The organism is uncultured Fibrobacter sp., assembly GCF_937877005.1.
Taxonomy (GTDB): domain Bacteria; phylum Fibrobacterota; class Fibrobacteria; order Fibrobacterales; family Fibrobacteraceae; genus Fibrobacter.
Genome location: NZ_CALEFV010000185.1, coordinates 1 through 21,485, shown reverse-complemented (window position 1 = coordinate 21,485; position 21,485 = coordinate 1). Strand labels below are relative to the sequence as shown.

Genomic DNA, 21,485 nt, shown 5'->3' with positions numbered 1-21,485 from the left:
CAGGTAGATGGAAAGTTCTGTGACAAATATGGGTATGAACAAGCTGCTGCTGATAGTGGTATTGTTGCTCATTTGCTTTGGGGTTGCCATTGTCTATACGGCATCGGCTCCTTTTGCTGTCGCTCACGGACGTCCCGCTGAATTCTATATGCTTGCCCACTTGCCCAAGGCTGCTGCAGGAATTATTCTGATGCTTTGCATTGCGCGTTTTGTGGATTACGGTCATTGGCGTTGGCTTGGTCGTGCTGTGTTTATCGGTGGCGCCGTCCTGACATTGGCAGCCCTTGTGTCAGGGCACGGAGTCAAGGGCGCAAATCGTTGGATTTTGGGTATTCAACCCTCGGAAATTATGAAGCTCGGGATGTTAATCTGGGTCTGCGCCAAGCTCTCGCAGGCGGGGGAAAACATCAAGAGTCTTGGATGTACCTTGATTCAGCCGGGCATACCCTTCGGTATAACGGTTATTTTGCTCATGTTGCAGCCGAACTATTCCATGATGATCATGGTGACATTTATCGTTGCCTGCGTCATGATTACGGCTGGTGCGAATATCAAGTATATGTTGATGGTTGGTGCCGCGGCAATACCTCTTGGAATTATAAGACTCTTGATGTCGGAACACTCGCGAGCGCGAATCAAGGCATTCTTTGCAGAAGAAGGCGAAATGGTCGCTTCGAACTGGCAGGGAGAACACGCTTTGCAGGCGCTTGGCAATGGCGGCTTTACGGGAACGGGCTTTGGCATGGGTGTTCAAAAACTCGGCTACTTGCCCGAAGCGCATAAGGACGTGATTTATGCGGTAATCGGTGAAGAGTTCGGCTTTATCGGAACGATGGTGGTGCTGATCCTGTTCGCAATCCTTTTTGCACAGTGCTTCAAGATAGCTCGTCGTTCGTCGACCCGTTTTGGCAAGTACCTGACTCTTGCCTTGACTCTTTCCATTTTCTTTAACTTCCTAGTGCATATCTGCGTTTGCGTGGGCTTGATTCCGACGACAGGACAGCCGCTTCCGTTCTTGAGTTTTGGCGGAACGAATCTGCTTTATAGCTGTGTCGCAATCGGAATTCTGTTGAATATTTCTCGACCTGAATCGGGAAGGAAAATTACAGAACCCTATACGAATACAGATTCGCTCGAAAGCAGTGTCTTTAGAAATTTTGAATTTACAAGGAGAGGCGTATGAAAAAGTTCCTTTTCGTGTGTGGCGGTACCGGCGGCCATATTTTCCCGGCCGTAGCGATTGCGGATAGTCTCAAGAAAATGGGCGTGACCGATATTACTTTCGCTGGTCGTAAGGATTCTATGGAAGAACGCCTTGTGGCAAAGAATTGGCCGTATGAATATATTTCGGCAGTACCTCTCCATCGTGGACCATTCCTCAAGAATTTGGCTCTTCCCTTCAATTTGTCCAAAGCTCTTATTCGGGCAAAGAGTGTCATCAAGAAAGTCAAGCCCGATGTCGTCGTGGCTACGGGTGGCTATGTGTCTCTTCCGATAGTTCTTGCCGCAGGAACAGCCGGCATCCCCGTTTACTTGCAGGAACAGAATGCCGTGGCCGGTGTAGCCAATAAGGTGGGGGCCCGCTATGCTAAGACGATTTTCGTGACTTCCGAGGATGCGGCCAAGTCTTTCCCGGCCAAGAAGTGCATGATTTTCGGAAATCCGGTTCGCGAACTTCCCACAGGCGATACGCTTCCGCGCCCTGCCGAATTCGAAACGGGAAAGAAGGCCGTGTTTATCGTGGGCGGTTCCCAGGGGGCCGTCGGTATCAATAACAAGATTGAAGAAAGCATCAAGACGATTGCCACCCGTGAGGATGTGTCTGTCGTGTGGCAGGTCGGTGTCAAGAATGTGGAAGCTATTAGCGCCCGTGTCGGTGAGCTAAAGAATGTGGCGATCCGCGGATTCCTGGATGGCATCTATGCTTATATGAAACATGCCGACTTGATTATTAGCCGGGCCGGCGCTTCGGCTCTTGCTGAAATACTTGCTTTCGGTAAGCCTTCCATATTGTTGCCGTTCCCGCATGCAACTGCGAATCATCAGGAACACAATGCGCGTGTTGTCGAAAAGGCAGGCGCTGCGCTAGTGGAACTTGATTCCGAAGAAAATCACCTGTGGGAAAAAGTGGAGTCGCTCCTGGGCGATGAATCCCGTTTGGGAGCAATGGCTGATGCGGCAAAAAAACTTGGAATGCCCGATGCCGCTGACCAGATTGCGAAAGTTATCCTGGAAAAGGAGAATGGTTAATGCAGATTAATGATTGCAAGCGTGTCCGTAGACTTCATTTCGTGGGTATCGGCGGAGCCGGTATGTCGGGCATTGCAGAAGTGCTTCATGAAAATGGTTTTGTCGTGAGCGGATCCGACATGGGCGAGAGCTCGGTCATCGAGTATCTCAAGAGCCTTGGAATTCGCGTGTTCTCTAAGCATGATGCCTCTAATGTGGTGGACACCGACCTTGTTGTTTATTCCTCTGCTGTTCCGCACGATAATCCGGAACTTGTCGAGGCACGCAATCGTCGTATTCCTGTGATTCGCCGCGCCGAAATGCTTGGAGAGCTCATGCGCATGAAGTACACTCTTTCGATTGCTGGTACGCATGGCAAGACGACCACGACGTCGATTGTAGGTCAAATTTGGGAAGAAGCCGGACTTGACCCTACTATTATCGTGGGCGGCGTGGTCAAGGGTAAAGGGAGTGGTGCCAAGGTCGGTAAGGGCGACTATCTGATTGCCGAAAGCGATGAATTCGATCGCAGCTTCCTTTCGATGATGCCGAGTTCTGCCATTATCACCAATATCGATGCCGATCACCTTGATACTTACGAGAATATTGAGGACATCAAGGATGCCTTTGTCCAGTTTGCAAACAAGATTCCCTTTTATGGGCAGGTCATTGTCTGCCTTGACGATCCGAATGTGCAGCAGATTCTCGCTAGACTCAAGAAGCCGGTAATTACGTACGGATTCTCCCGTCAGGCCAAGTATCGTGTTGACAATCTTCGCTTCGAAAAGGGCTATCCGGTCTTTGAAATATTGAATGATGGAACAAGTCTCGGCGAATTCAAGCTGCAGATTCCTGGCCGTCATAATGTACTGAATGCGACTGCCGCCGTGGCGCTCGCCATTGAAGAGGGCATTTCCGCCGATATCGCCCGAAAGGCCTGTGCCGAGTTCGAAGGAGTCAAGCGCCGTTTCGAATTCATTGGCGAAAAGAACGATGTCCTGGTGTTCGACGATTACGCTCACCACCCGACTGAAGCGACCGCGACCCTTCTCGGTTTCCGCGATGCTTTCCCGGATCGCCGCATTATCGTCGCGTTCCAGCCACACCTCTTTACGCGTACTCGTGACCAGCACGATGCCTTTGGCGGAGCCTTTGCCAACTGTGACGTATTGCTTGTTACCGATATTTATGCCTCCCGTGAAAAGCCCATTGAAGGTGTGACGGGTTCCCTCGTTTCGAACAGTGCTTCGGACCGTGGCCATCGCGATGCACGTTTTGTGGGCGACCAGATGAACCTGCTGCCGATTCTCAAGGAAGAATTGAAACCGGGCGATGTCGTGGTCCTCATGGGAGCTGGCAACATTTGGAAACTGGGTGAACGCATCCTCAAGGAATGTCTCTAGGAGAGCGAATTGAGAGAACGTAAGACCACATTACTTGGCCGCCGTATCGGCACCAATGAACGTCTGCGAAAGCAGGAACGTGCGCGCAAGGTTAAGCACGGCTTTAGCTGCGTGTTCCGTTGGTTCAAGCGTGGCGGCTGGGCACTGGGTTTGATTCTGGTGGTTATTACGGTAATTGCGTACCAGAACCGTTTTTACCTACAGCGTTTCAATCCACTGGAATTGCGACACCTGCAGTATGTTGAAATCGAAGGGAACCGTATGCTTTCCTGGGAAGATGTCATGCAGAGTGCGCAGGTGGAAACGGGAATGCTGATGTCGGAGCTGAATGCCGATTCCGTGGTTACTGCATTGAAGCAGTTGCCGCTGATTCGTTCGGTGAAGGTCAAGAAGAAGTTTCCTTCGTCGTTGTATATCCAGCTGCAGGAATCGGTGCCAGTACTTTCGGTTTTGGAAAACGGAAAGGCGACGGTCTATTCTGAAAAGGGGGTCGTTTTCCCGCTGTCCATGGCGACGGCAATGCGCTTGCCGGTCTTGGATTCAGCTTCTATCGAAAAAGTAGAGCTCTTTGCGGACTTCTTGATGACGATGCGGAGCAAGAACAGTGCCATGTATGAACGAGTCTCGCAGCTGTCCTGGTCAGAAAAGGACAATGCGATTAAGGTTGTTTTCAGGGATGCCGGTTATGTGGTGCTGTTCCCGCCACAGAAATGGGAAAATGAAGTCTTTGTGCTCTGTGAGGCAGTCGAAAAAGGGTTTGTAAAAGACCTTCACTGTGCTGGAGAATTGGACATGAGATTTTACGGCTTTGCTTACATAAGGAATTATGATAAGAGGTGTGTCAATGGATGATAATAAGCAAGAAAAGAAAAAAGAGGACTACATCTTCGGTCTCGATATCGGGGCGTCGAAGATAAACCTTTTCGTCGGAATTTCCGAAGGCGAAAATGTCCGCGTTGTTGAATGCGGCGACTTTCCGCTTGCGAATGCCGAAGAATATGATCAGGTTGTCGAAACCCTGCAGCAAGCTGTGCAGGTGATCGAAAACTCGACTCGCGTAGATGTTCGCGATGTCTATGTTGGCATTGCGGGTAAGCATGTGTTGTCCTTCAGCTACAAAGGCATTGTCACTCTGCCTACCGGTGAAGTCCGCGAAGAAGATATCGAAAATGTAAAGAAGCAGGCGAGCACCTTGCCTGTTTCTGCAGGCGAAATCATCCATGTTTTCCCGGGAGAATACACCCTGGACGACGAGGAACATATCCGAAATCCAAAGGGCCGCTCCGGAAGACGCTTGGGTGTCGAAGTCCAGCTGGTGACATCTCGCCAGAATGCGATGCAAAACCTTGCCAAGTGCGTGAATCGCGCCGGACTCAATGTGGCTGGCTTTGTGCTGGAACCGCTCGCTGCGGCTTGTGCCGTCCTGACAGACGACGAACGCGAACTCGGCGTTGCCCTAGTCGATATCGGTGCAGGCTCTGCCGACATTGCTGTTTTCGTAAATGATTCTGTCCGCTACACCGCCTCTCTTGACCTTGCGGGCAATGTAATCACCAGCGACATCAGTAAGTGCCTCAATGTTCCTATCTCGCTTGCCAAGGCCGAAGAAATCAAGAAGAAGTATGGCACGTGCGTTTTGAGCAACTTGATTGAAGACGAAACTTTCCCGGTCCCTGCTGTGGGTGGCCGTGGAGACGTTCCTTGTTCCCGTAAGCTGCTTTCCAATGTTATTACGGCTCGTGTAGACGAAATTTTCAAACTGCTCGCCAAGGATTTGAAGAAGCATCAGCTTGACGGTATCATCAATGGCGGAGTCGTCCTGACGGGTGGATGCTGTGCATTGGAAGGTATCGAGAATATTGCATCGAAGGCGTTCAACCAGCCGGTCCGTATCGGTCGCCCGAAGGGCATGAGCGGCATTCAGGAAGCATTCCAGAAACCCTCCTATGCGACGGGCATCGGACTCCTTCACTATGCAAATCGCCAACATCGCGACAAGAAGAAGAACGAAACCGGAGCCCAGATCGCAGTTTCTGTGAAAAAGGGTATGAAGCGTATCTTCGACATCGTTAAAACTTATTTCTAACAACACAAACACTCAATATCAGGGAGATTAACACATGAGTGAAATCGACAACATCAATTTCGAGGTAAAGTCTCGCATCATGGGCGAGGAACCTTCTTTCAACAACGCCAAGGTTAAGGTGTTCGGTGTCGGCGGTGCCGGCGGCAATACCGTGAACCGCATGAAGCGTATGAACATTGAGGGGGTAGAATACTACGCCATCAATACCGACGCCATGGCTCTCGACCTGAGCCTTGCCGACCACAAAATTCTGATTGGTGAAAAGACCACGAGAAACCTCGGTGCCGGTATGGACCCCGAAATTGGTCGTAAGGCTGCCGAAGAAAATATTGAAGAAATCAAGGAATCCATGAAGGGTGCCGACATGGTGTTCGTGACCGCCGGTATGGGCGGTGGTACGGGTACGGGTGCTGCTCCCGTGGTAGCCAGCGTTGCCCGCGAACTCGGCATTCTGACGGTTGCTGTGGTCACCAAGCCTTTCCGTTTCGAAGGTAATGCGCGTTCCTCGATTGCCCAGCGCGGTATTTCAGCTTTGCGTGAATCGGTCGATACCATTATCGTCGTTGAAAACAAGAAACTCCTTACGCTTCTCCAGGCTTCTAACCAGAAGGCCACTATGGATGAAGCCTTCAAGATGGCCGATGAAATCCTCGGTAACGCGGTGCAGAGCATTTGCGGCATCATGTTCCGTCATGGCCTTGTGCATGTGGACTTTGCCGATATCCGTAAGGTCATGCTCAAGGGTGGTTCGGCCCTCATGGGTACCGGTTACGCCCAGGGTGAAAACCGCGGTATCATGGCTGCTGACATGGCTCTCGCCTCTCCGCTGCTCGAAGATATTAACATCGAAGGCGCTTCTGGCGTGCTCGTGAATGTGGCTCATGGTGAAAACTACTCCTTGCTCGAACATAGCGACGCTATGGAACACATCTACGAAAAGGTGGGTGAAGAAGGAAATCCGAACATCATCATCGGCGACATTACCGATCCTGCTCTCGGAGACAAGGTCTGCATCACGATTATCGCTACCGGTTGCGGTGGCACGGCCAACCCGCAGGTGAAGGCCCCTGCCTTCAATGCTGGCTTTATTCAGGCTCAGACTCAGTCTTTCGCCGCTCAGCCCGTGCAGGCACCTTCCGCTCAGTCGTCTGTTCAGCAGGCCACCCCGCGTCCGACCGGTTTCAATGTCTTTGACTTTAACAAAATCAAGGATGACAGCGAAGTGGAACTGTTCCGTCGTCCGGCGCCCGCTGCAAAGGCTCCTGTTCAGCAGCCCGCTGCCGAAAGCGCATCGATTCCTTCCCTGACTGAAACTCAGGTGGTAAGGTCTGTCAGCGCTGCCATGTTCGCTTCTCCGGAATTCAACACGAAGGCTCCTGTCGAGGAAGAAGAAGTTTCTTATGGTTCCGAAACTTCCGAATTCTCTGCTGTTGCTGATGAAGACCGTTTGAATGGTGGCCGCGGCTGCCTTGAAACGCCGGCTTACACCCGTAACAATCAGTCTGTGACTGTTGAAGCCCCGGTGATGAGTCGTCCTGCCGTTGCAACAGCCCGCCAAGAAGAGGCCAATTCGCTCAAGGATGTTAGCGTGGATTACAATCTTCCCGCCTATATCCGTATGAACGCCAATGGCGATGGCTTTTAGTCCAACGCAGTCATAAGACAAAAAAACCGGATTTCCTGCCGCAGTATGCTTGCGGCGGGGTGTCAGGGAATACTGAAATCACACACACAACAGATACGCGAGTGCGTATCTACCACAACACAAGGGGTTACCTGGGACTCCCTGCCCGGGTAACCCTTCTTGTGGCTGGACTTTTCGGGCAAATTTTTAGTAAATTTCCTACTATGAAAATTCGTACCCTGATGTTGGCTCTAGGCGCGTTGGTGACCGTCGCGCTTGCTTCTGTAAGCGAATCGGCGCAGGCCGATTCCGTTACGTACAAGGGCTATTTCCAGATTGGTACGGATTTCAATTTCGGCCTGAACGGCGGCCCGACCGATCCTACCTTTGCTGTCGATACAGCCGAATACTACGGCAAGAACTGGCGGGCTCTCCGCGTGCCGCTCGAGACGGCCCGTAGCTACGAGGACCACATCGATCCGTTCTTCATGCTGAGTTTCCGTGCAGGTTACAAGGATTTCCACTTCCTCCTGGAAGCGCCGCTACGCAAGGATATCGAGGCCTGGTACGACAGCGATTTAAAGACGAACTTTACCTACAAGCCGAGTGAACTCGACATCGGCGTGCCCATCAACGCCTACGCCTTGTGGAACAACCCGGTGGGTTATGTGCAGTTGGGCCGCTTTGACCCTGCGGACCTCAAGGTTTCTCCGAACGACCTTACGATTGGCGGAACGCCGTTCCACGATGGTTTGCACTGGAAATTTAAGGCGGGAATATTTCGTTACGACTTTCTGCTTTCTTCTCTGAATGCGTGGCTTTTCGATGATATTGTAGATCCCGAGACCGGCTGTCCGCCCGAAGGTTCCGAGGCTGCGGCGCAGAAGTGCCCCGAAAAGGGCAAGCAGGCTAACAACCAGCGCGACCGCATTTACGACGACAACGTGAAGAACCTCGTGTACCACCGCGTCGGTGTCGAGACGCGGCATTTCTGGACCTACATTATCGAAGAGAGCATGGTGGGCGGCAAGGCACTCGAGTTCCGCTCCATGAACCCCTTCATGTTCCTGCACAATAATTTTGCGGGCGGCTACACCAAGGCGGTGACGACACTTGAACTTGGCTTTACCCCGATTCGCGGCGCGAAATTCTATGGTCAGGTTAACATGGAGGATATCAACAGCCCCGTAGGCGAAGACGACGACAAGGGAACTAACCGCAGCATCATCAGTTTCCTGGCAGGATACTATCAGGAAATCCCGACTCGCCGTTTCGGAGAATTCTGGTGGCGTTTCGATGCCGTCCGCACGGACCCGGTTCATAATAATGGCCGCCTTCCGCTGCTCGAATATTCGAGTCGTCGCCTTTATCGCAGCAACTACCGCGAACAGGACGACCCCGATTACGCCGACATGTACTTTGTGGATTATCCCATCGGTTACCGCCGCGGCTCCGACGCTTTGGACCTGTGGCTTGACCTTGGCTGGAAATATGGCCGCCATACAGCGAAACTGACCCTTGCCTGGCTGCGTCAAGGCGACAAGGAACTCTACACCGATTACGACATCGCGATGGAAGAAGAAAATACTCTCACGGGAGTCAAGGAAACCCAGTACGTAGTCGACGCCCTTTACACCATGCAGTATAACAGTTGGTTTGGATTCTATGTCGGCGGCGGCTTCCGTATATACGAAAACCTCGCTCACGACAAGCATGAAGACGGTGCCGACGGTTGGATCCGTTCCGGCATCAAGATGACCTTTAATCCGGTCGATACGAAGTTCTGATTGAAAAGAATCCCTTTTTCCCCATATACTTCCTACTTACAACTGTCTACTATATCTATATTTTTAGAGTAAACCAAGGAGTTTAATATGGCAGAAATCGGTACACCTCTAAGTTCTAGTGCCACCAAGGTTCTCTTTTGCGGAGCCGGCGAACTGGGTAAGGAAGTCATCATTGAGATGATGCGCCTCGGAGTCGAGGTGATTGCCGTAGACCGTTATGCCAACGCCCCGGGCATGCAGGTGGCTCACCGCAGCCACGTGATTAACATGCTCGACGGTGCCGAACTTCGCCGCGTGATTGAACTGGAAAAGCCCGACTACATCGTTCCCGAAGTCGAAGCAATTGCGACCGACACGCTCGTGGAACTCGAGAAGGAGGGCTACAATGTCATTCCGACCGCGAAGGCCACCAAGCTGACCATGAACCGCGAAGGCATCCGCCGCCTTGCCGCCGAAGAACTCGGCATCAAGACTAGCCCGTACCGCTTCGCCGACAATTTTGAAGACTTCAAGACTGCCGTTAAGGAAATCGGCATTCCGTGCGTCATCAAGCCGGTCATGAGTTCTTCGGGCCACGGCCAGAGCGTCATCAAGACCGAAGCCGACGTCCAGAAGTCCTGGGATATTTCCCAGCACGAAGGACGCACGGGCCACGCGAGCCGCGTGATTGTCGAAGGCTTCGTGCCGTTCGATTACGAAATTACTTTGCTCACCGTGCGCCATGTGGCAGGCACGAGCTTCCTGGAACCCATCGGCCACCATCAGGTGGGCGGAGACTACCAGGAATCCTGGCAGCCGCAGCCGATGAAGCCGGAACTCCTGGAACAGGCCAAGGTCATTGCAAAGAAGGTCACCGACGCCCTTGGCGGTCGCGGCATCTTTGGCGTGGAACTTTTCGTTTGCAAGGACGAAGTTCTGTTTAGCGAAGTTTCTCCGCGTCCGCACGATACGGGCATGGTGACGCTCATCAGCCAGGACCTTTCTGAATTTGCGCTGCACGCCCGCGCCATCTTGGGCCTGCCTATCCCGAACATCGCTTTCCACGGCCCGAGTGCTTCGAAGGCTATTGTGGTGGACGGCAATTCCGACCATGTGAAGTTCGGCGGCTTGGAAGAAGTGCTTGCAGAACCTGATACCGCGCTCCGCCTGTTCGGCAAGCCCGAACTCAAGGGCCACCGCCGCCTGGGCGTGCTGCTTGCCCGCCGCAGCACGGTAGAAGAGGCCAAGGCGCAGGTCATGGCCATGCGTGAAAAAGTCAAAGTGACGCTTTAATAAAATTTCGTTTCTGAAATAAGCTTGAAGCCATTACTCGTCGCAGTGGCTGTAATAGTTTTCTATTTCATAGCGGCTATTAATGAAGAATTTCTTCAGTTTCGGATCGAAGTCCTTTCCCATGCCGTTCATGATGATGTTGAATGCTTCGGAGAAACTGACTCTGTCCTTGTAGCAGCGGAAACTGACTAGGGCGTCGTATACGTCGGCGATAGCGATGATGCGCGCTTCGAGAGGAATCTGCTCTCCCTTCAGTTTCTTGGGGTATCCCGAGCCGTCCCATCTTTCGTGGTGGAAGTTGGCGACATTCTTCACTATCGATACGATCTGCTCGCTTTCGACTCCACGAAGCAGGTTGTCGACAATTGCCGCTCCCTTTTCTGCATGGGTTTGCATAATTCTGTATTCCTCGGGCGTGTATTTGCCGGTGTTGCGCAAAATGGCATCGTCGATTGCAATTTTGCCGAGATCGTGCATAGGAGCCGCCTTGATGACATCGTTCAGGAATGCGGTCAAGTTTCTGTAGCTTTCGTCCTTTTTCATCTCGTTGACGATGATTCGTGCAACTTCGCTTGTGTGGCGGAAGTGACCGATAGTGTTCTTGTCGCGGCTTTCCACGATGTTCGCCATGCCAAGAATCATCTGCTGTTGAATGGACTGAATGTAATTGTCCTTGTCGCGGACATTGGCTACAAGATCGTTGTTGTACTGGTCGGGTAGTTTGATGTAACGCTGGATTTTGGAGTCATCTTCGATGCGGAGCATGTAACCGCACATCTTGCCTCCGTGAATGAGGTTGCGGATGCTGCACTTGTAGTGCTTGCGGCCGAACTGGAAGTTATTTTCGATGCTCGTGTCGAAGGAATTAATCTTGTCGAACTGCTTTAGGAGAATCCTTCCAAGGTCGCTATTATCTGGAATCTTGGCATCAACACGGAAACTCTTCAAATCGGGAAAATGCTGCTGTGCAATATTATTGCTGCCGATATAGCGCTTGTCCTTGGTAAATGAAATGTAGGCGTTCTCGTTTTGGAATTCAAGAGAGTCTAGAATTGTCCCCTGAATGTCGTATTTTCCGATACGGTGAATGATGATCATCAGGATAAATTCCATGATAAGGAATACGGCGGGCATTACCAGCATGTCGCTTCCGAGCTCGCGCGAGACAAAAAACGAACCGATGCATACGAAACCGATAATCCCTAGACCAAGCAGGTTCTTGTAAGAGATGTTCTTGTTTTTGAGAAGCGAATAGACGAAGACGATGAAACCGGATACGAGGTAAAATGCGAGGACAATATTGAACAGTGCATGCGCAGGTCCGTAGACGGCGGTGAAGTCGGTCATGCCGTTGTGCTGGACCAATTCAATTTTTTCGTAGAAAATATTGCTCCATCCGGCACTCGCTGCAAGACAGATGACGATAGTGCTGATCGTAAATAGTATAATGTTCAGCCTGATGGAAATTTTGATGTTGCAAAGGGTGAGCTCGCCAAGAAAAAACAGCATCGGAATGTATACGGCTCCGATATAGGCCATCTTGTTTGCGAGAATCGCTTCGTTCAGGTCTGTAGAAAGTGCAAGGAAAAGGTGACCGGCAATTTGGATCGAAATCAGGTGGAACATGGTCGTGTAATACGACTTGGTCCGATTGGGGTTGAGGTACATCAATATGCCGATGTTTATGAGCGAAATGCCAAGTGCAGCAACAAGATAATAGATGATCATGGACACCCTTTTGAACAATCCCTACTTTATATACAAAATATAATATAGGAAAGATAATAAATTTTAATGATCAGCAGACGATTTTCCCGAGAGCGACAATAGCGGCAGTGCGAGCGCGCAGACGTGTGTTGCCTAATTTCATGACATGAATCTTTCCGTTCTTAAAATTGCGGATAGCTTCGATTTCTTTAGGGGAAAAACCGCCCTCGGGTCCGACCAGCAGGGTTGTGGGGGAGGCAAGGGTGTCAATGGCGGGGGCGCTCCCGCCGTCAATGTCGCATAGGACAAGGTCTCCCTTGTAATTCTTGAGCCATTCCGAAAGTTCGACTGGGCCTTCAATTTGAGTGAGCCAGGGCTTTTTGGATTGCTTTAGGCTGACAAGGCTCTTGAGTTCTGCTCGCCGAACGGTCTTTTTTAGGTCCGAATTCTTGGGTTCCTGCGAAAAGTCCGTTCTCAAGAAAATGATTTGGTCGACTTCCGCCTGTGCTGCATGAAATACGACTTCTTCCAGGGCATCGTCCTTGAGGCAGGCGATTCCGAGAGATATCTTGGGCCTGGGTGCAGTTGCGTCCTCGATTTGGTCGATGCGGACTTCGCAGGCTTTTGCATCCGCTTTGGTAATCACGGCGTCGGCATAGTGTCCGAGTCCGTCGCAAAGCTGAAGGATGTCGCCGGTACTTGCCCTGCACACGCGCACGGCGTGGCTGCTTTCGTTTTCGTCCAGGACAATGGTGCCGGCCGAAATTAACGGGCAATAGAATCTGCTGTCAGGAGTCTTCATATCGTAAAAGATAAAAAAGACTGATTAAAACATCAATTCCTAACCACTAACCACTGCCTACTGTCTATATCCTGCAGTCTACTAATTACTATATTCATTCACATGCAGAAACATTGTCCCGTGAAAGCGGTCGTGTTTGACCTCGATGGCACGCTCTACCTGAGCGGGCGTCCTTACCCCAAGGCCGTCAAGACGGTTTGCCGGGTGGCAAAGCATGTTCCCGTATACTACCTGAGTAACAATACTAGCAAGTCGCCGGTGTTCTATGAAAATCGACTCAAGGTCATGGGGCTTCCTCTTTCGGACGATGCGATTATTTCTGCCCTCTATCTTTCCCTTGACGCAATCCACGAAGAAGGCATCAAGAATGTTTTCTTCTTCGGCAATCCTGAAGTTACGGAATGGTTCGCGGCACAGGACCCGACGCTCAACCTGCGCCCCGATGTCAAGGACACCGAGCTGGAATATGCCCTGTGCCGCCTGCTCTATGAAACCCTGCAGGAGATGACCGGCTACACGCCCCCGTGGGGACTGCTCACCGGCATCCGTCCCGTGCGCCGTGTCATCCAGCTCCTTGACAGCGGCATGACACCCGAACAGGCAAGCCGCCATTTGCAGGAGCGTTTCCTCATTTCCGACGAGAAAATGCAGCTTGCCATGGACACCGCCCTCATCCAGCAGCCCATCCTGCCGCACAGTGCAAAGGAGATCGGACTGTACATCTCCATCCCGTTCTGCCCCACCAGATGCAGCTATTGTTCCTTCGTGTCCCACTCAATGGACAGTGCCATGCAGCTCATTCCCGACTACATCACCCATCTTTGCAGGGAAATTGCAATACTCGGTGAGATCATCCGGAAATACGGTCTGCATGTCCAGTCCGTCTACATCGGCGGCGGCACGCCCACTTCCATTTCCGTGCAGCAGCTGCGGCAGGTCATGGAGGCGATCCGCACGCATATCGACATTGCCGGTGCGCGGGAATACACCGTCGAGGCAGGACGCGCGGACACCATCACCGAGGACAAGCTGCGCGTCATCAAGGAAATGGGCGCGACCAGAATTTCCGTCAATCCCCAGACCTTGCAGGATTCCGTGCTTGAAGCCATCGGCAGACGGCACACCGCACAGCAGGCGATCGACGCATTTCTGCTGGCAAGGGAGCTGGGCTTTGATGACATCAACATGGATCTCATCGCCGGACTCCCGACCGATACCTACAAGGGCTTTGCGGACACGCTCGAACGTGTCATGGCTCTTGCCCCCGACAGCATCACCGTGCATACCCTCACGCTCAAGCGTGCGGCGGATCTCTACAGCGGCGGCTCGGATCAGCATATTGCAGTGGTCGAAAAAATGGCAGGGCTGTCCGCAAGGGCACTCCCCGAAAACGGCTACAGACCGTACTATATGTACCGACAGAAGAACACGGTCGGCAATCTGGAGAATGTCGGCTATGCGCGGCAGGGCAAGGAGAATCTGTACAACATCCTGATCATGGACGAAACCCAGACCATCCTCGGCGCGGGCTGTGCGGCATCGACCAAGCTTGTTGAGCCGAACGGCAAGATCACGCGCGTGCACAATTACAAATTCCCCTATGAGTACATCAGCCGCTTTGAAAAGCTCATGGGCAAGAAAAATGAGATCGAGGAGATCCTGCAAAGAATGGCAGAAAACGGAGGTGCGGAACATGCTGAAGAAGAATGAGATCTATCAAGCGCAGATCACCGGCATGACCGCCGAGGGCAGCGGTGTCTGCCGCATTGACGGCATGGCAGTTTTTGTGCCCATGACTGCTGTCGGTGACAAGCTGCGCGTGAAGATCGTGAAGGTGCTCAAAAGCTACGCATTCGGCATCATCGAGGAGCTGACTGAGCCTGCGCAGGAACGCTGCGAACCGGATTGTCCCGTCTTCCGGCAGTGCGGCGGCTGTGTCTTCCGCCATGTGACCTATGAGGAGGAACTGCGCTATAAGGCGGAGCAGGTGCGTGATGCCTTCACCAGGATCGGCAGGCTTTCGCCAGAATTTGAGGAAATCGCCGGAAGCGAGGGGAGAACTGCATACAGAAACAAAGCCCAGTATCCGGTTGCCATGCAGGATGGAAAGCTCGTCTGCGGATTTTATGCCAGACACAGCCATCGGGTGATCCCGTTCACGGGCTGTCTGCTCCAGCCGGAGATTTTTACGCAGATACTGGACTATCTCCTGCCGGCATTGCAGAACGCCGGCATTTCGGCATATGACGAACGGACGAACACGGGACTTCTTCGGCACATCTACCTGCGCCGCGGCTATCACAGCGGAGAGATCGCGCTGTGTCTGGTGGTGCGCAAGTCCATCCGCAGAAAGGTGCAGTATCTTCTCGCCGATCTGCAAAGCAGATTTCCGGAGCTTGTGAGCATTACCGAGAATATCAATCCGGAGAAAACCAACGTAATACTGGGAAAAACGCTGAATGTGCTTGCCGGAAAGCCGGTGATTTCAGACAGGATGTGCGGCAATGCCATCGAGATTTCACCCCAGTCATTTTATCAGGTGAACACCGCGCAGGCAGAGCGTCTGTACGGCATTGCAAAGGAATACGCCCAGCTATCGGGCGGAGAGCTTCTGCTGGATCTGTACTGCGGCGCGGGCACGATCGGGCTTTCGATGGCGGACAGGGCAGGGGAGCTGATCGGCGCGGAGGTGATTCCGGAGGCAGTGGAGAACGCAAGGGAAAACGCCCTTAGAAATGGTATCGCGAACGCGCAGTTTCACTGCGGTGATGCCGGCGAGATCGCGCAGAAGCTGAAAGGGGAGGGGACAGCCCCCGATGTGGTGGTGCTTGATCCCCCGCGCAAGGGCTGTGACATCCCCTGCATTGACGCAGTTGCCGCCATGTCCCCAAAGCGCGTTGTCATGATCTCCTGCAACCCCTCCACTGCCGCAAGGGACGCGGCACTGTTCGCAGAACGCGGTTATGCGGTGGAAAAGGTGAGAGCAGTGGATCTGTTTCCGGGGACGGGACACGTTGAGTGCGTGGTATTGATGTCGAGGGATAAGGCGTAATGCCCGAATCCGAGTTTGGATACTGCTTGAGGATGAGTGGTATACCGTGCATGGATCAAATCACGGTAAAGCCCAGTTCTACGCACTTTTTCAAAAATCAACCTGCTGATTTCTTCCTCAGTACAGGCATTTTTGCTGTGCGTGATAAGAAAGCAGTGGAAAATCGGCTTTGACAACAAATACACACACACGCATATTTGTGTGGGGATTGGATAACACGGGTGTGAGAGTGTGGGGTTTGGATGTCGGAGATATTTCATAGAACACGATCATAATTTAGAAAACCATGAAACGATATTTTAGCTACACTGAAAGGAAATCAAGAATGGACAAAATCAGAGAATTTGCAAAGAACAACAAACTTGCAGTCATTTCGTTAATTACGTTTGTAATTGTATATATGGTCACGTTGTCAATGAATATAGCAAGCACTATACCGTTTACAAAATCCTATAATGATGCTGTAGGTATGTCCTCCTATGCGTATACAAAGGTTGGTATTTTATATAACAGTATATTAATACAGCTTAACAAAGGCGTGGATATGGAAGTTATGGATGAAGCACAGGCAGCAGCATATTTCAGCGAATCCCTTCCTGCAATAGATGAAACGTTTACCGGTATTTTTATAAGCTGTTCTATACTATATACGTTTTTTTCATTTATATTTCTTCAGTACTTCCTATTTAAGAAGAACGGGAAAGATGCAAGGAAACAGTACTGGGATGTGGTATTAGGCAGTCTGCTCAGTTTTGCGGTGCAAATTGGAATCGTATTCCTGGTATTACTGTGCAATGGATTCAGAATGGCATTGTTTACTCCAAACATTATTCTGATGCTTATATGTCAGCTGCTTGTTATGTTAGCAGCATCGGCTGTTTACGCATGGATGATACGGCGAATTCGTTTTAGGAATATTCTGGTGCCTGTGCTTTTTGTTCTGTCGGTCGTTTTCTATTATGGCGGCATTATTTCAGAAATTTATCTCAGTAATCCTAAAACAATAGGATCTTTCGATTATCTGTATGAGATTGATGAAAGATACAAAAATCCAGATTTTGATAATTATTACGATAGTGAGACGAATCAGTTTTTCGTTGAAGAAGATGCTTACGACCCTCAAATTGTTCCAAATGAAGAATATGTTGGAGGAGTAAAAAGGGTTGGTCTGATTGCAGGAGAAATTCTGAATCCTCTTGCCAATATCACCCGGTTTACCTTCGATATGGAGGGTGTAACAGCCGCATGGATTACTATTTTGTATATGGTTAAATCAATGTTGCTGCTTGTTCTGGTTGGATGTTCATTTATGAAAGAAAAATTCGATGTTCGGCATAACTGAATGTGTACAAAAACCTGCTGACCGCAAAGGAAAGCAGGTTTTCTTCATGCCATGATGGTGAGCATGAATTCACCCTTTGCGTCCATCGTGTTGATGGACTCTTTCTCGAAAAATACCGGAATGTTCATTGCTTTCAGTTCACGGATGTAATTCAGGCAATCTACAGTATTTCGGGCAAAACGACTGATGGACTTTGTAAAGATCATATCAATTTCTCCCAGTTTGCAGTCCTCAATCATCCTGTTGAACTCCTCACGGTTCTTGGTAGATGTTGCACTGATACCGTCATCAGCGTATACATCCACAAGCACCCAGTCGGGATTGGAACTGATTTTTGGCTTCGAGGATCATGAAGATCAGGTCATCACGGTATCGGGGTTCAAACTGTATGATTTTCATGTTATTTCTCCATTTTCTGAAGCATTACCTTCATAGAAATGCACTCTGCATACCTGCCGTTCCACATAAAGACATTGTAATAGCGGTAGGTTTCCTCTGCTGTCATGAACGCATTGTCAAAAGTGGAATTGGTGTAGGCTGGCACATATACCTTGAAACCATGCTCAAATCCGCATTTTACCGTGGCATCCATGCAGTAGTCCGTTTGTAGTCCAGCAACGATCAGTTCTGTTTCGTCTTTGGATTTCAAGTATTCCAAAAGTCCCGTATCACGGAACGGACTGTTGACGGTTTTATCAAAAATCATTTCGCCCTCATCAGGTGCAAACGCTTCGCAGATCTCAAAGCCGTCTTTGCCTTTGGTAAGAGGCTTGTCCTCGCCGTCATCGTGACGAATGTAGATCACTTCAATGCCGTTTTGCCTTGCGGTATGGATGAGAGTTCTGATGTTGGCTGCAAGTTCCTCGAACCTATATAACCTTTCGTTCATGATGAGTTTCTGTGTGTCTACGATGAGTAATACCATGATGTACCTCCTGAAGATAATCTGTTACTTCCATTCTATCACATTCAGCCCTCTTTTTCAATATACTTATCCCGATATAATGGAATCAATGCCGCTCGCATGGCAAGTGAACGCCCCTATTATGTTCTTTGTTTCCTGTACTCCGACGGCGACACCCCGATATGCTTATGAAACAGCCTGCTGAAATACAGGGGATTGTCATATCCGACCGCTTCTGCAATCTCGGAGATGTTGTACTCCGTCGATTCGAGTAAGCTCTGTGCATTCGCCATCCGCAGGGAGAGAATGTACTGCATCGGTGTGACCTTCACGATCTGCCGGAAACTGCGGATAAACCAGCAGGTGCTCATGTGCCGTGAGGCGGCATAATCGTCAATATTGATCTGCTCGTTGTAGTGTTCATTGAAATAATGGGTGGCACGCTCGATCTCGTTCTGCGCGTCGCTGCCCTTTTTGCGTCCCTCTTTGATGTAGCGGTTGATCTGGATGAAGATGTGCCGCAGATTGAGCGTCAGCAGCTCTTCATAGTTCGGTCGGCACAGCTGTAATTCCTGTATCATCTGACGGTACAGCCACGCATAGTCGGGGGATGTTCCCGTATAGAATACATTTTCCTTTTGCGGCATTTCATAGTTATCCAGAATTCCCTCCACCATGCGTCCTGTAAAATGCACCCAGTACACCTCGGTTTTGTCGGGAGCATGGTAGTAGTAATACTGCATCTCTCCCGGACGGAACAGGATCATGTTACCTTCCGTAATAACCGTTTCTTTCCCGTCAAGTCCATCGAAATAAAAATATCCCTTGCCTTTTGCGATGTACAAAAGCTGATAATCTCTTCTACCCTGCGGACGTTCGGTCGAAACCACGGATCGGCTGTGGACACGATAATATCCGCAGCTGGTGACGATCAGTGAACGACTTTCATCCACCATGTCGGTGAGGGAATTATGCAGATAGGCAACGTTCGTATACATGCACAGACCTCCTTCTGTGTTCTTTTCTCCATTATAGCATATCTGAATCCTCATTGCAATAGCAAAGTATCATTTTGTGCATATTTTGTACCATTGTGTTTATGGATTTGACGCAAAAAACGTGGTAGAATAGAATCAGAAAGTAAAGGCGCCTTTCATCGAATTACAGTACTCCGGATGATACGGATACTGTTCCCAAAGCAGAACTCGAGACCTGCTTCGGACATATGTAAAAATCACAATGAATTCGTTTGAAGGAGAGAGTAACATGACTGAAAAGAAATACCTGAAATGGTACAACAAAATCGGATACGGATCAGGAGATATCGCAGGAAACGTGGTATATGCCTTCCTCGCCACCTTTGTTATGATCTATCTGACCGATACAGCAGGACTGAACGCAGGCATTGTCGGAACGCTGATGATGGTTTCAAAAATTTTTGACGGATTTACAGATGTCATATTCGGTTCGCTGATCGACAAAACCAAAACGAAGCTCGGCAAGGCTCGTCCCTGGATGCTGTTTCCCTACATCGGCTGCAGTATTATGCTGGCTGCAATTTTTGCAATTCCTACAACATGGGGTGATGTCGCAAAATATGCATACTTCTTCATCACCTACACACTGCTCAATGCCGTGTTCTATACCGCAAACAACATCGCCTATTCTGCACTTACTGCACTCATCACCAAAAACGGCAACGAGCGAGTACAAATGGGTTCCATCCGCTTCATCTTCGCATTCGGCACAAGCCTCCTGATCCAGTCAATAACTGTGAAAGCCGTTGACTGGTGCGGCGGCGGTGTAGAAGGTTGGAGAAATATTGCCATCATCTACGCAATCATCGGACTGGTGGTCAACACCATCTCCGTATTCTCCGTCAAGGAGCTTCCCGAAGAAGAACTGGAAAATGAAAATCATGCCGATGAAGAAGCCGCAAAATTCTCCGCAGATGCCTATCCCGACTTTGAACTTGCAGACAAGGAACACCGCACTGATGACGAAAGCGGGAAGTATTCACTGCTTGATGCTGCAAAGCTGCTCCTTGCAAACAAGTACTACATCATCATCTGTGCGGTCTACATCCTGACGCAGCTTTTCTCCGCCACACTCAGTATGGGTATTTACTACATGACCTACATTCTCGGTGATGAGGATCTGCTTGGTACATTCTCACTTGCAATCAACATCCCCATGATCTGCGGTCTGCTGATTACTCCCTATCTTGTCAAGAAATGCAAGGGTATGTACAAGCTCAACTTCACAGGCTACCTGATCTCCACCATTGCAAGAGGACTTGTGGTTGTGGGCGGATATATGCAGAACATCCCGATGATGCTCATCTTCACAGGTGTAGCCGCAATTGCAATGAGCCCGATGCAGGGAGACCTGAACGCACTGATCGCAGCCTGCTCTGATTACACCTACCGCACAACGGGCAAGCGAATCGACGGCACAATGTATTCCTGCTCATCTCTCGGCGTAAAAATCGGCGGCGGTATCGGAACTGCACTCACAGGCTGGCTTCTTGCAGCAGGCGGCTATGTGGCAAATGCAGCTGTACAGCCGGAATCCTGCATCAATATGCTGCACTTCATGTATCTCTGGCTGCCGATGCTTCTCAATCTTTTGATTACAATTCTGCTGTCAAGGCTGACAGTTGAAAAGGCGAATGAAAACTGGGACAAAGAACATAACTCTTAAAGGAGGACATTATGATGAAACCTACACTTGAATGGCTCGCAAATCCCGAAGTATTTGCAGTGAACCGTGAACCGGCGCATTCCGACCATCTCTGTACCGTGGGCGGTCAGCAGCTGAAACAGTCACTGAACGGCACATGGAAGTTTGCATACACTGAACATCCCGACAACCGTCCGGCTGATTTCTATCAGACTGATTATGATGTAACAGGCTTCGACGACATCATCGTCCCCGGACACATCCAGCTGCAGGGCTATGACAAGCCGCAGTATGTCAACACCCAGTACCCTTGGGAGGGACAGGAAAGCCTCATCCCTCCGCAGATTCCGCAGAAGCGTAACCCCGTGGGAAGCTATGTGAAGTTCTTTGATGTGGATGCATCCTTGCTTGGCAAGGAAACATTCATCAGCTTCCAAGGTGTAGAGACTGCAATCTATGTGTGGCTGAACGGCGAGTTTGTGGGTTATGCCGAGGACAGCTTCACTCCCTCCGAATTCAACATCACGCCCTATCTGAAAGAAAAGGGCAACAAGCTTGCAGTTGAGGTTTACCGCTACAGCACAGCAAGCTGGCT

The 21,485-nt window shown here is 50.4% G+C and carries 17 protein-coding genes and 1 pseudogene; 13 read left to right on the top strand and 5 right to left on the bottom strand.

Features of this window, described 5'->3' with window-relative positions:
• Window positions 1-7 precede the first annotated feature (7 nt).
• From Q0628_RS08635 to purT, 8 genes are all read left to right on the top strand, one after another.
• Window positions 8-1,183 carry a putative peptidoglycan glycosyltransferase FtsW gene (locus Q0628_RS08635; protein WP_298770126.1) on the top strand — a complete coding sequence of 392 codons (1,176 nt, stop codon included), beginning with the start codon at window positions 8-10 and terminating at the stop codon, window positions 1,181-1,183.
• Entirely contained in the window at window positions 1,180-2,250 is a 1,071-nt protein-coding gene (gene murG / locus Q0628_RS08630) for an undecaprenyldiphospho-muramoylpentapeptide beta-N-acetylglucosaminyltransferase (RefSeq protein WP_298770124.1), read from the top strand. The genes Q0628_RS08635 and murG overlap by 4 nt, the downstream gene beginning before the upstream one ends.
• A complete protein-coding gene (gene murC, locus Q0628_RS08625; RefSeq protein ID WP_298770121.1) occupies window positions 2,250-3,632 on the top strand; it encodes a UDP-N-acetylmuramate--L-alanine ligase in 1,383 nt (460 codons plus the stop codon). Before murG ends, murC begins: the two co-directional genes overlap by 1 nt.
• Before the next feature lie 9 nt (window positions 3,633-3,641).
• Window positions 3,642-4,484 (top strand): FtsQ-type POTRA domain-containing protein, encoded by an 843-nt coding sequence (locus Q0628_RS08620; protein WP_298770118.1) that lies wholly within the window; start codon window positions 3,642-3,644, stop codon window positions 4,482-4,484.
• Window positions 4,477-5,718: a cell division protein FtsA gene (gene ftsA / locus Q0628_RS08615; protein WP_298770116.1), complete on the top strand. Its 1,242-nt coding sequence runs from the start codon at window positions 4,477-4,479 to the stop codon at window positions 5,716-5,718. The genes Q0628_RS08620 and ftsA overlap by 8 nt, the downstream gene beginning before the upstream one ends.
• Before the next feature lie 34 nt (window positions 5,719-5,752).
• On the top strand, window positions 5,753-7,363 hold the full coding sequence (gene ftsZ / locus Q0628_RS08610; RefSeq protein WP_298770113.1) for a cell division protein FtsZ: 1,611 nt from the start codon (window positions 5,753-5,755) through the stop codon (window positions 7,361-7,363).
• A gap of 203 nt (window positions 7,364-7,566) precedes the next feature.
• Window positions 7,567-9,129: a hypothetical protein gene (locus Q0628_RS08605; RefSeq protein ID WP_298770111.1), complete on the top strand. Its 1,563-nt coding sequence runs from the start codon at window positions 7,567-7,569 to the stop codon at window positions 9,127-9,129.
• Window positions 9,130-9,216: 87 nt separating this feature from the next.
• Window positions 9,217-10,401, top strand: a complete 1,185-nt coding sequence (gene purT / locus Q0628_RS08600; RefSeq protein ID WP_298770109.1) for a formate-dependent phosphoribosylglycinamide formyltransferase — start codon at window positions 9,217-9,219, stop codon at window positions 10,399-10,401.
• Window positions 10,402-10,434: 33 nt separating this feature from the next.
• Here purT and Q0628_RS08595 read toward each other — a convergent pair whose 3' ends face one another.
• Together Q0628_RS08595 and Q0628_RS08590 are read right to left on the bottom strand one after the other, a co-directional pair.
• Window positions 10,435-12,129, bottom strand: coding sequence for an HD domain-containing phosphohydrolase (locus tag Q0628_RS08595; protein WP_298770107.1), 1,695 nt, complete (start codon window positions 12,127-12,129; stop codon window positions 10,435-10,437).
• 70 nt (window positions 12,130-12,199) lie between these two features.
• Complete coding sequence (locus tag Q0628_RS08590) at window positions 12,200-12,910, bottom strand: 16S rRNA (uracil(1498)-N(3))-methyltransferase (RefSeq protein ID WP_298770105.1); 711 nt, start codon at window positions 12,908-12,910, stop codon at window positions 12,200-12,202.
• Between the two features lie 102 nt (window positions 12,911-13,012).
• Between Q0628_RS08590 and hemZ the strand changes: the two genes are divergently transcribed.
• From hemZ to Q0628_RS08575, 3 genes are all read left to right on the top strand, one after another.
• A complete protein-coding gene (gene hemZ / locus Q0628_RS08585) occupies window positions 13,013-14,620 on the top strand; it encodes a coproporphyrinogen dehydrogenase HemZ (RefSeq protein WP_298770102.1) in 1,608 nt (535 codons plus the stop codon).
• Window positions 14,604-15,962: a 23S rRNA (uracil(1939)-C(5))-methyltransferase RlmD gene (rlmD, locus tag Q0628_RS08580; protein ID WP_298770100.1), complete on the top strand. Its 1,359-nt coding sequence runs from the start codon at window positions 14,604-14,606 to the stop codon at window positions 15,960-15,962. The genes hemZ and rlmD overlap by 17 nt, the downstream gene beginning before the upstream one ends.
• A 325-nt stretch (window positions 15,963-16,287) precedes the next feature.
• Window positions 16,288-17,304 carry a hypothetical protein gene (locus tag Q0628_RS08575; protein WP_298770098.1) on the top strand — a complete coding sequence of 339 codons (1,017 nt, stop codon included), beginning with the start codon at window positions 16,288-16,290 and terminating at the stop codon, window positions 17,302-17,304.
• A gap of 47 nt (window positions 17,305-17,351) precedes the next feature.
• Here the strand turns inward: Q0628_RS08575 and Q0628_RS08570 are convergent.
• The 3 genes and pseudogenes from Q0628_RS08570 to Q0628_RS08560 all read right to left on the bottom strand — a co-directional run.
• Window positions 17,352-17,627, bottom strand: a pseudogene (locus Q0628_RS08570) (recombinase family protein); the annotation flags it as partial.
• A 77-nt stretch (window positions 17,628-17,704) separates the two neighbouring features.
• A complete protein-coding gene (locus Q0628_RS08565) occupies window positions 17,705-18,229 on the bottom strand; it encodes a cysteine hydrolase family protein (protein ID WP_298770094.1) in 525 nt (174 codons plus the stop codon).
• Between the two features lie 119 nt (window positions 18,230-18,348).
• On the bottom strand, window positions 18,349-19,206 hold the full coding sequence (locus tag Q0628_RS08560) for an AraC family transcriptional regulator (protein ID WP_298770092.1): 858 nt from the start codon (window positions 19,204-19,206) through the stop codon (window positions 18,349-18,351).
• A gap of 268 nt (window positions 19,207-19,474) precedes the next feature.
• Here Q0628_RS08560 and Q0628_RS08555 point away from each other — a divergent pair, with 268 nt between their 5' ends.
• Entirely contained in the window at window positions 19,475-20,911 is a 1,437-nt protein-coding gene (locus Q0628_RS08555) for an MFS transporter (RefSeq protein ID WP_298770090.1), read from the top strand.
• A gap of 11 nt (window positions 20,912-20,922) precedes the next feature.
• Window positions 20,923-21,485 (top strand): sugar-binding domain-containing protein (locus Q0628_RS08550; protein WP_366979118.1); only part of this gene is annotated, 563 nt, incomplete at its 3' end.

Excerpts from the sequence above, each read along its gene's own strand:
- hemZ (WP_298770102.1), top strand. The coding sequence starts at position 13,013 with ATGCAGAAACATTGTCCCGTGAAAGCGGTCGTGTTTGACCTCGATGGC.
- purT (WP_298770109.1), top strand. The coding sequence starts at position 9,217 with ATGGCAGAAATCGGTACACCTCTAAGTTCTAGTGCCACCAAGGTTCTC.
- rlmD (WP_298770100.1), top strand. The coding sequence starts at position 14,604 with ATGCTGAAGAAGAATGAGATCTATCAAGCGCAGATCACCGGCATGACC.
- Q0628_RS08590 (WP_298770105.1), bottom strand. The coding sequence starts at position 12,910 with ATGAAGACTCCTGACAGCAGATTCTATTGCCCGTTAATTTCGGCCGGC.
- Q0628_RS08575 (WP_298770098.1), top strand. The coding sequence starts at position 16,288 with ATGGACAAAATCAGAGAATTTGCAAAGAACAACAAACTTGCAGTCATT.
- Q0628_RS08635 (WP_298770126.1), top strand. The coding sequence starts at position 8 with ATGGAAAGTTCTGTGACAAATATGGGTATGAACAAGCTGCTGCTGATA.
- murG (WP_298770124.1), top strand. The coding sequence starts at position 1,180 with ATGAAAAAGTTCCTTTTCGTGTGTGGCGGTACCGGCGGCCATATTTTC.
- murC (WP_298770121.1), top strand. The coding sequence starts at position 2,250 with ATGCAGATTAATGATTGCAAGCGTGTCCGTAGACTTCATTTCGTGGGT.
- Q0628_RS08605 (WP_298770111.1), top strand. The coding sequence starts at position 7,567 with ATGAAAATTCGTACCCTGATGTTGGCTCTAGGCGCGTTGGTGACCGTC.
- Q0628_RS08560 (WP_298770092.1), bottom strand. The coding sequence starts at position 19,206 with ATGTATACGAACGTTGCCTATCTGCATAATTCCCTCACCGACATGGTG.
- Q0628_RS08565 (WP_298770094.1), bottom strand. The coding sequence starts at position 18,229 with ATGGTATTACTCATCGTAGACACACAGAAACTCATCATGAACGAAAGG.
- Q0628_RS08595 (WP_298770107.1), bottom strand. The coding sequence starts at position 12,129 with ATGATCATCTATTATCTTGTTGCTGCACTTGGCATTTCGCTCATAAAC.
- ftsZ (WP_298770113.1), top strand. The coding sequence starts at position 5,753 with ATGAGTGAAATCGACAACATCAATTTCGAGGTAAAGTCTCGCATCATG.
- ftsA (WP_298770116.1), top strand. The coding sequence starts at position 4,477 with ATGGATGATAATAAGCAAGAAAAGAAAAAAGAGGACTACATCTTCGGT.
- Q0628_RS08555 (WP_298770090.1), top strand. The coding sequence starts at position 19,475 with ATGACTGAAAAGAAATACCTGAAATGGTACAACAAAATCGGATACGGA.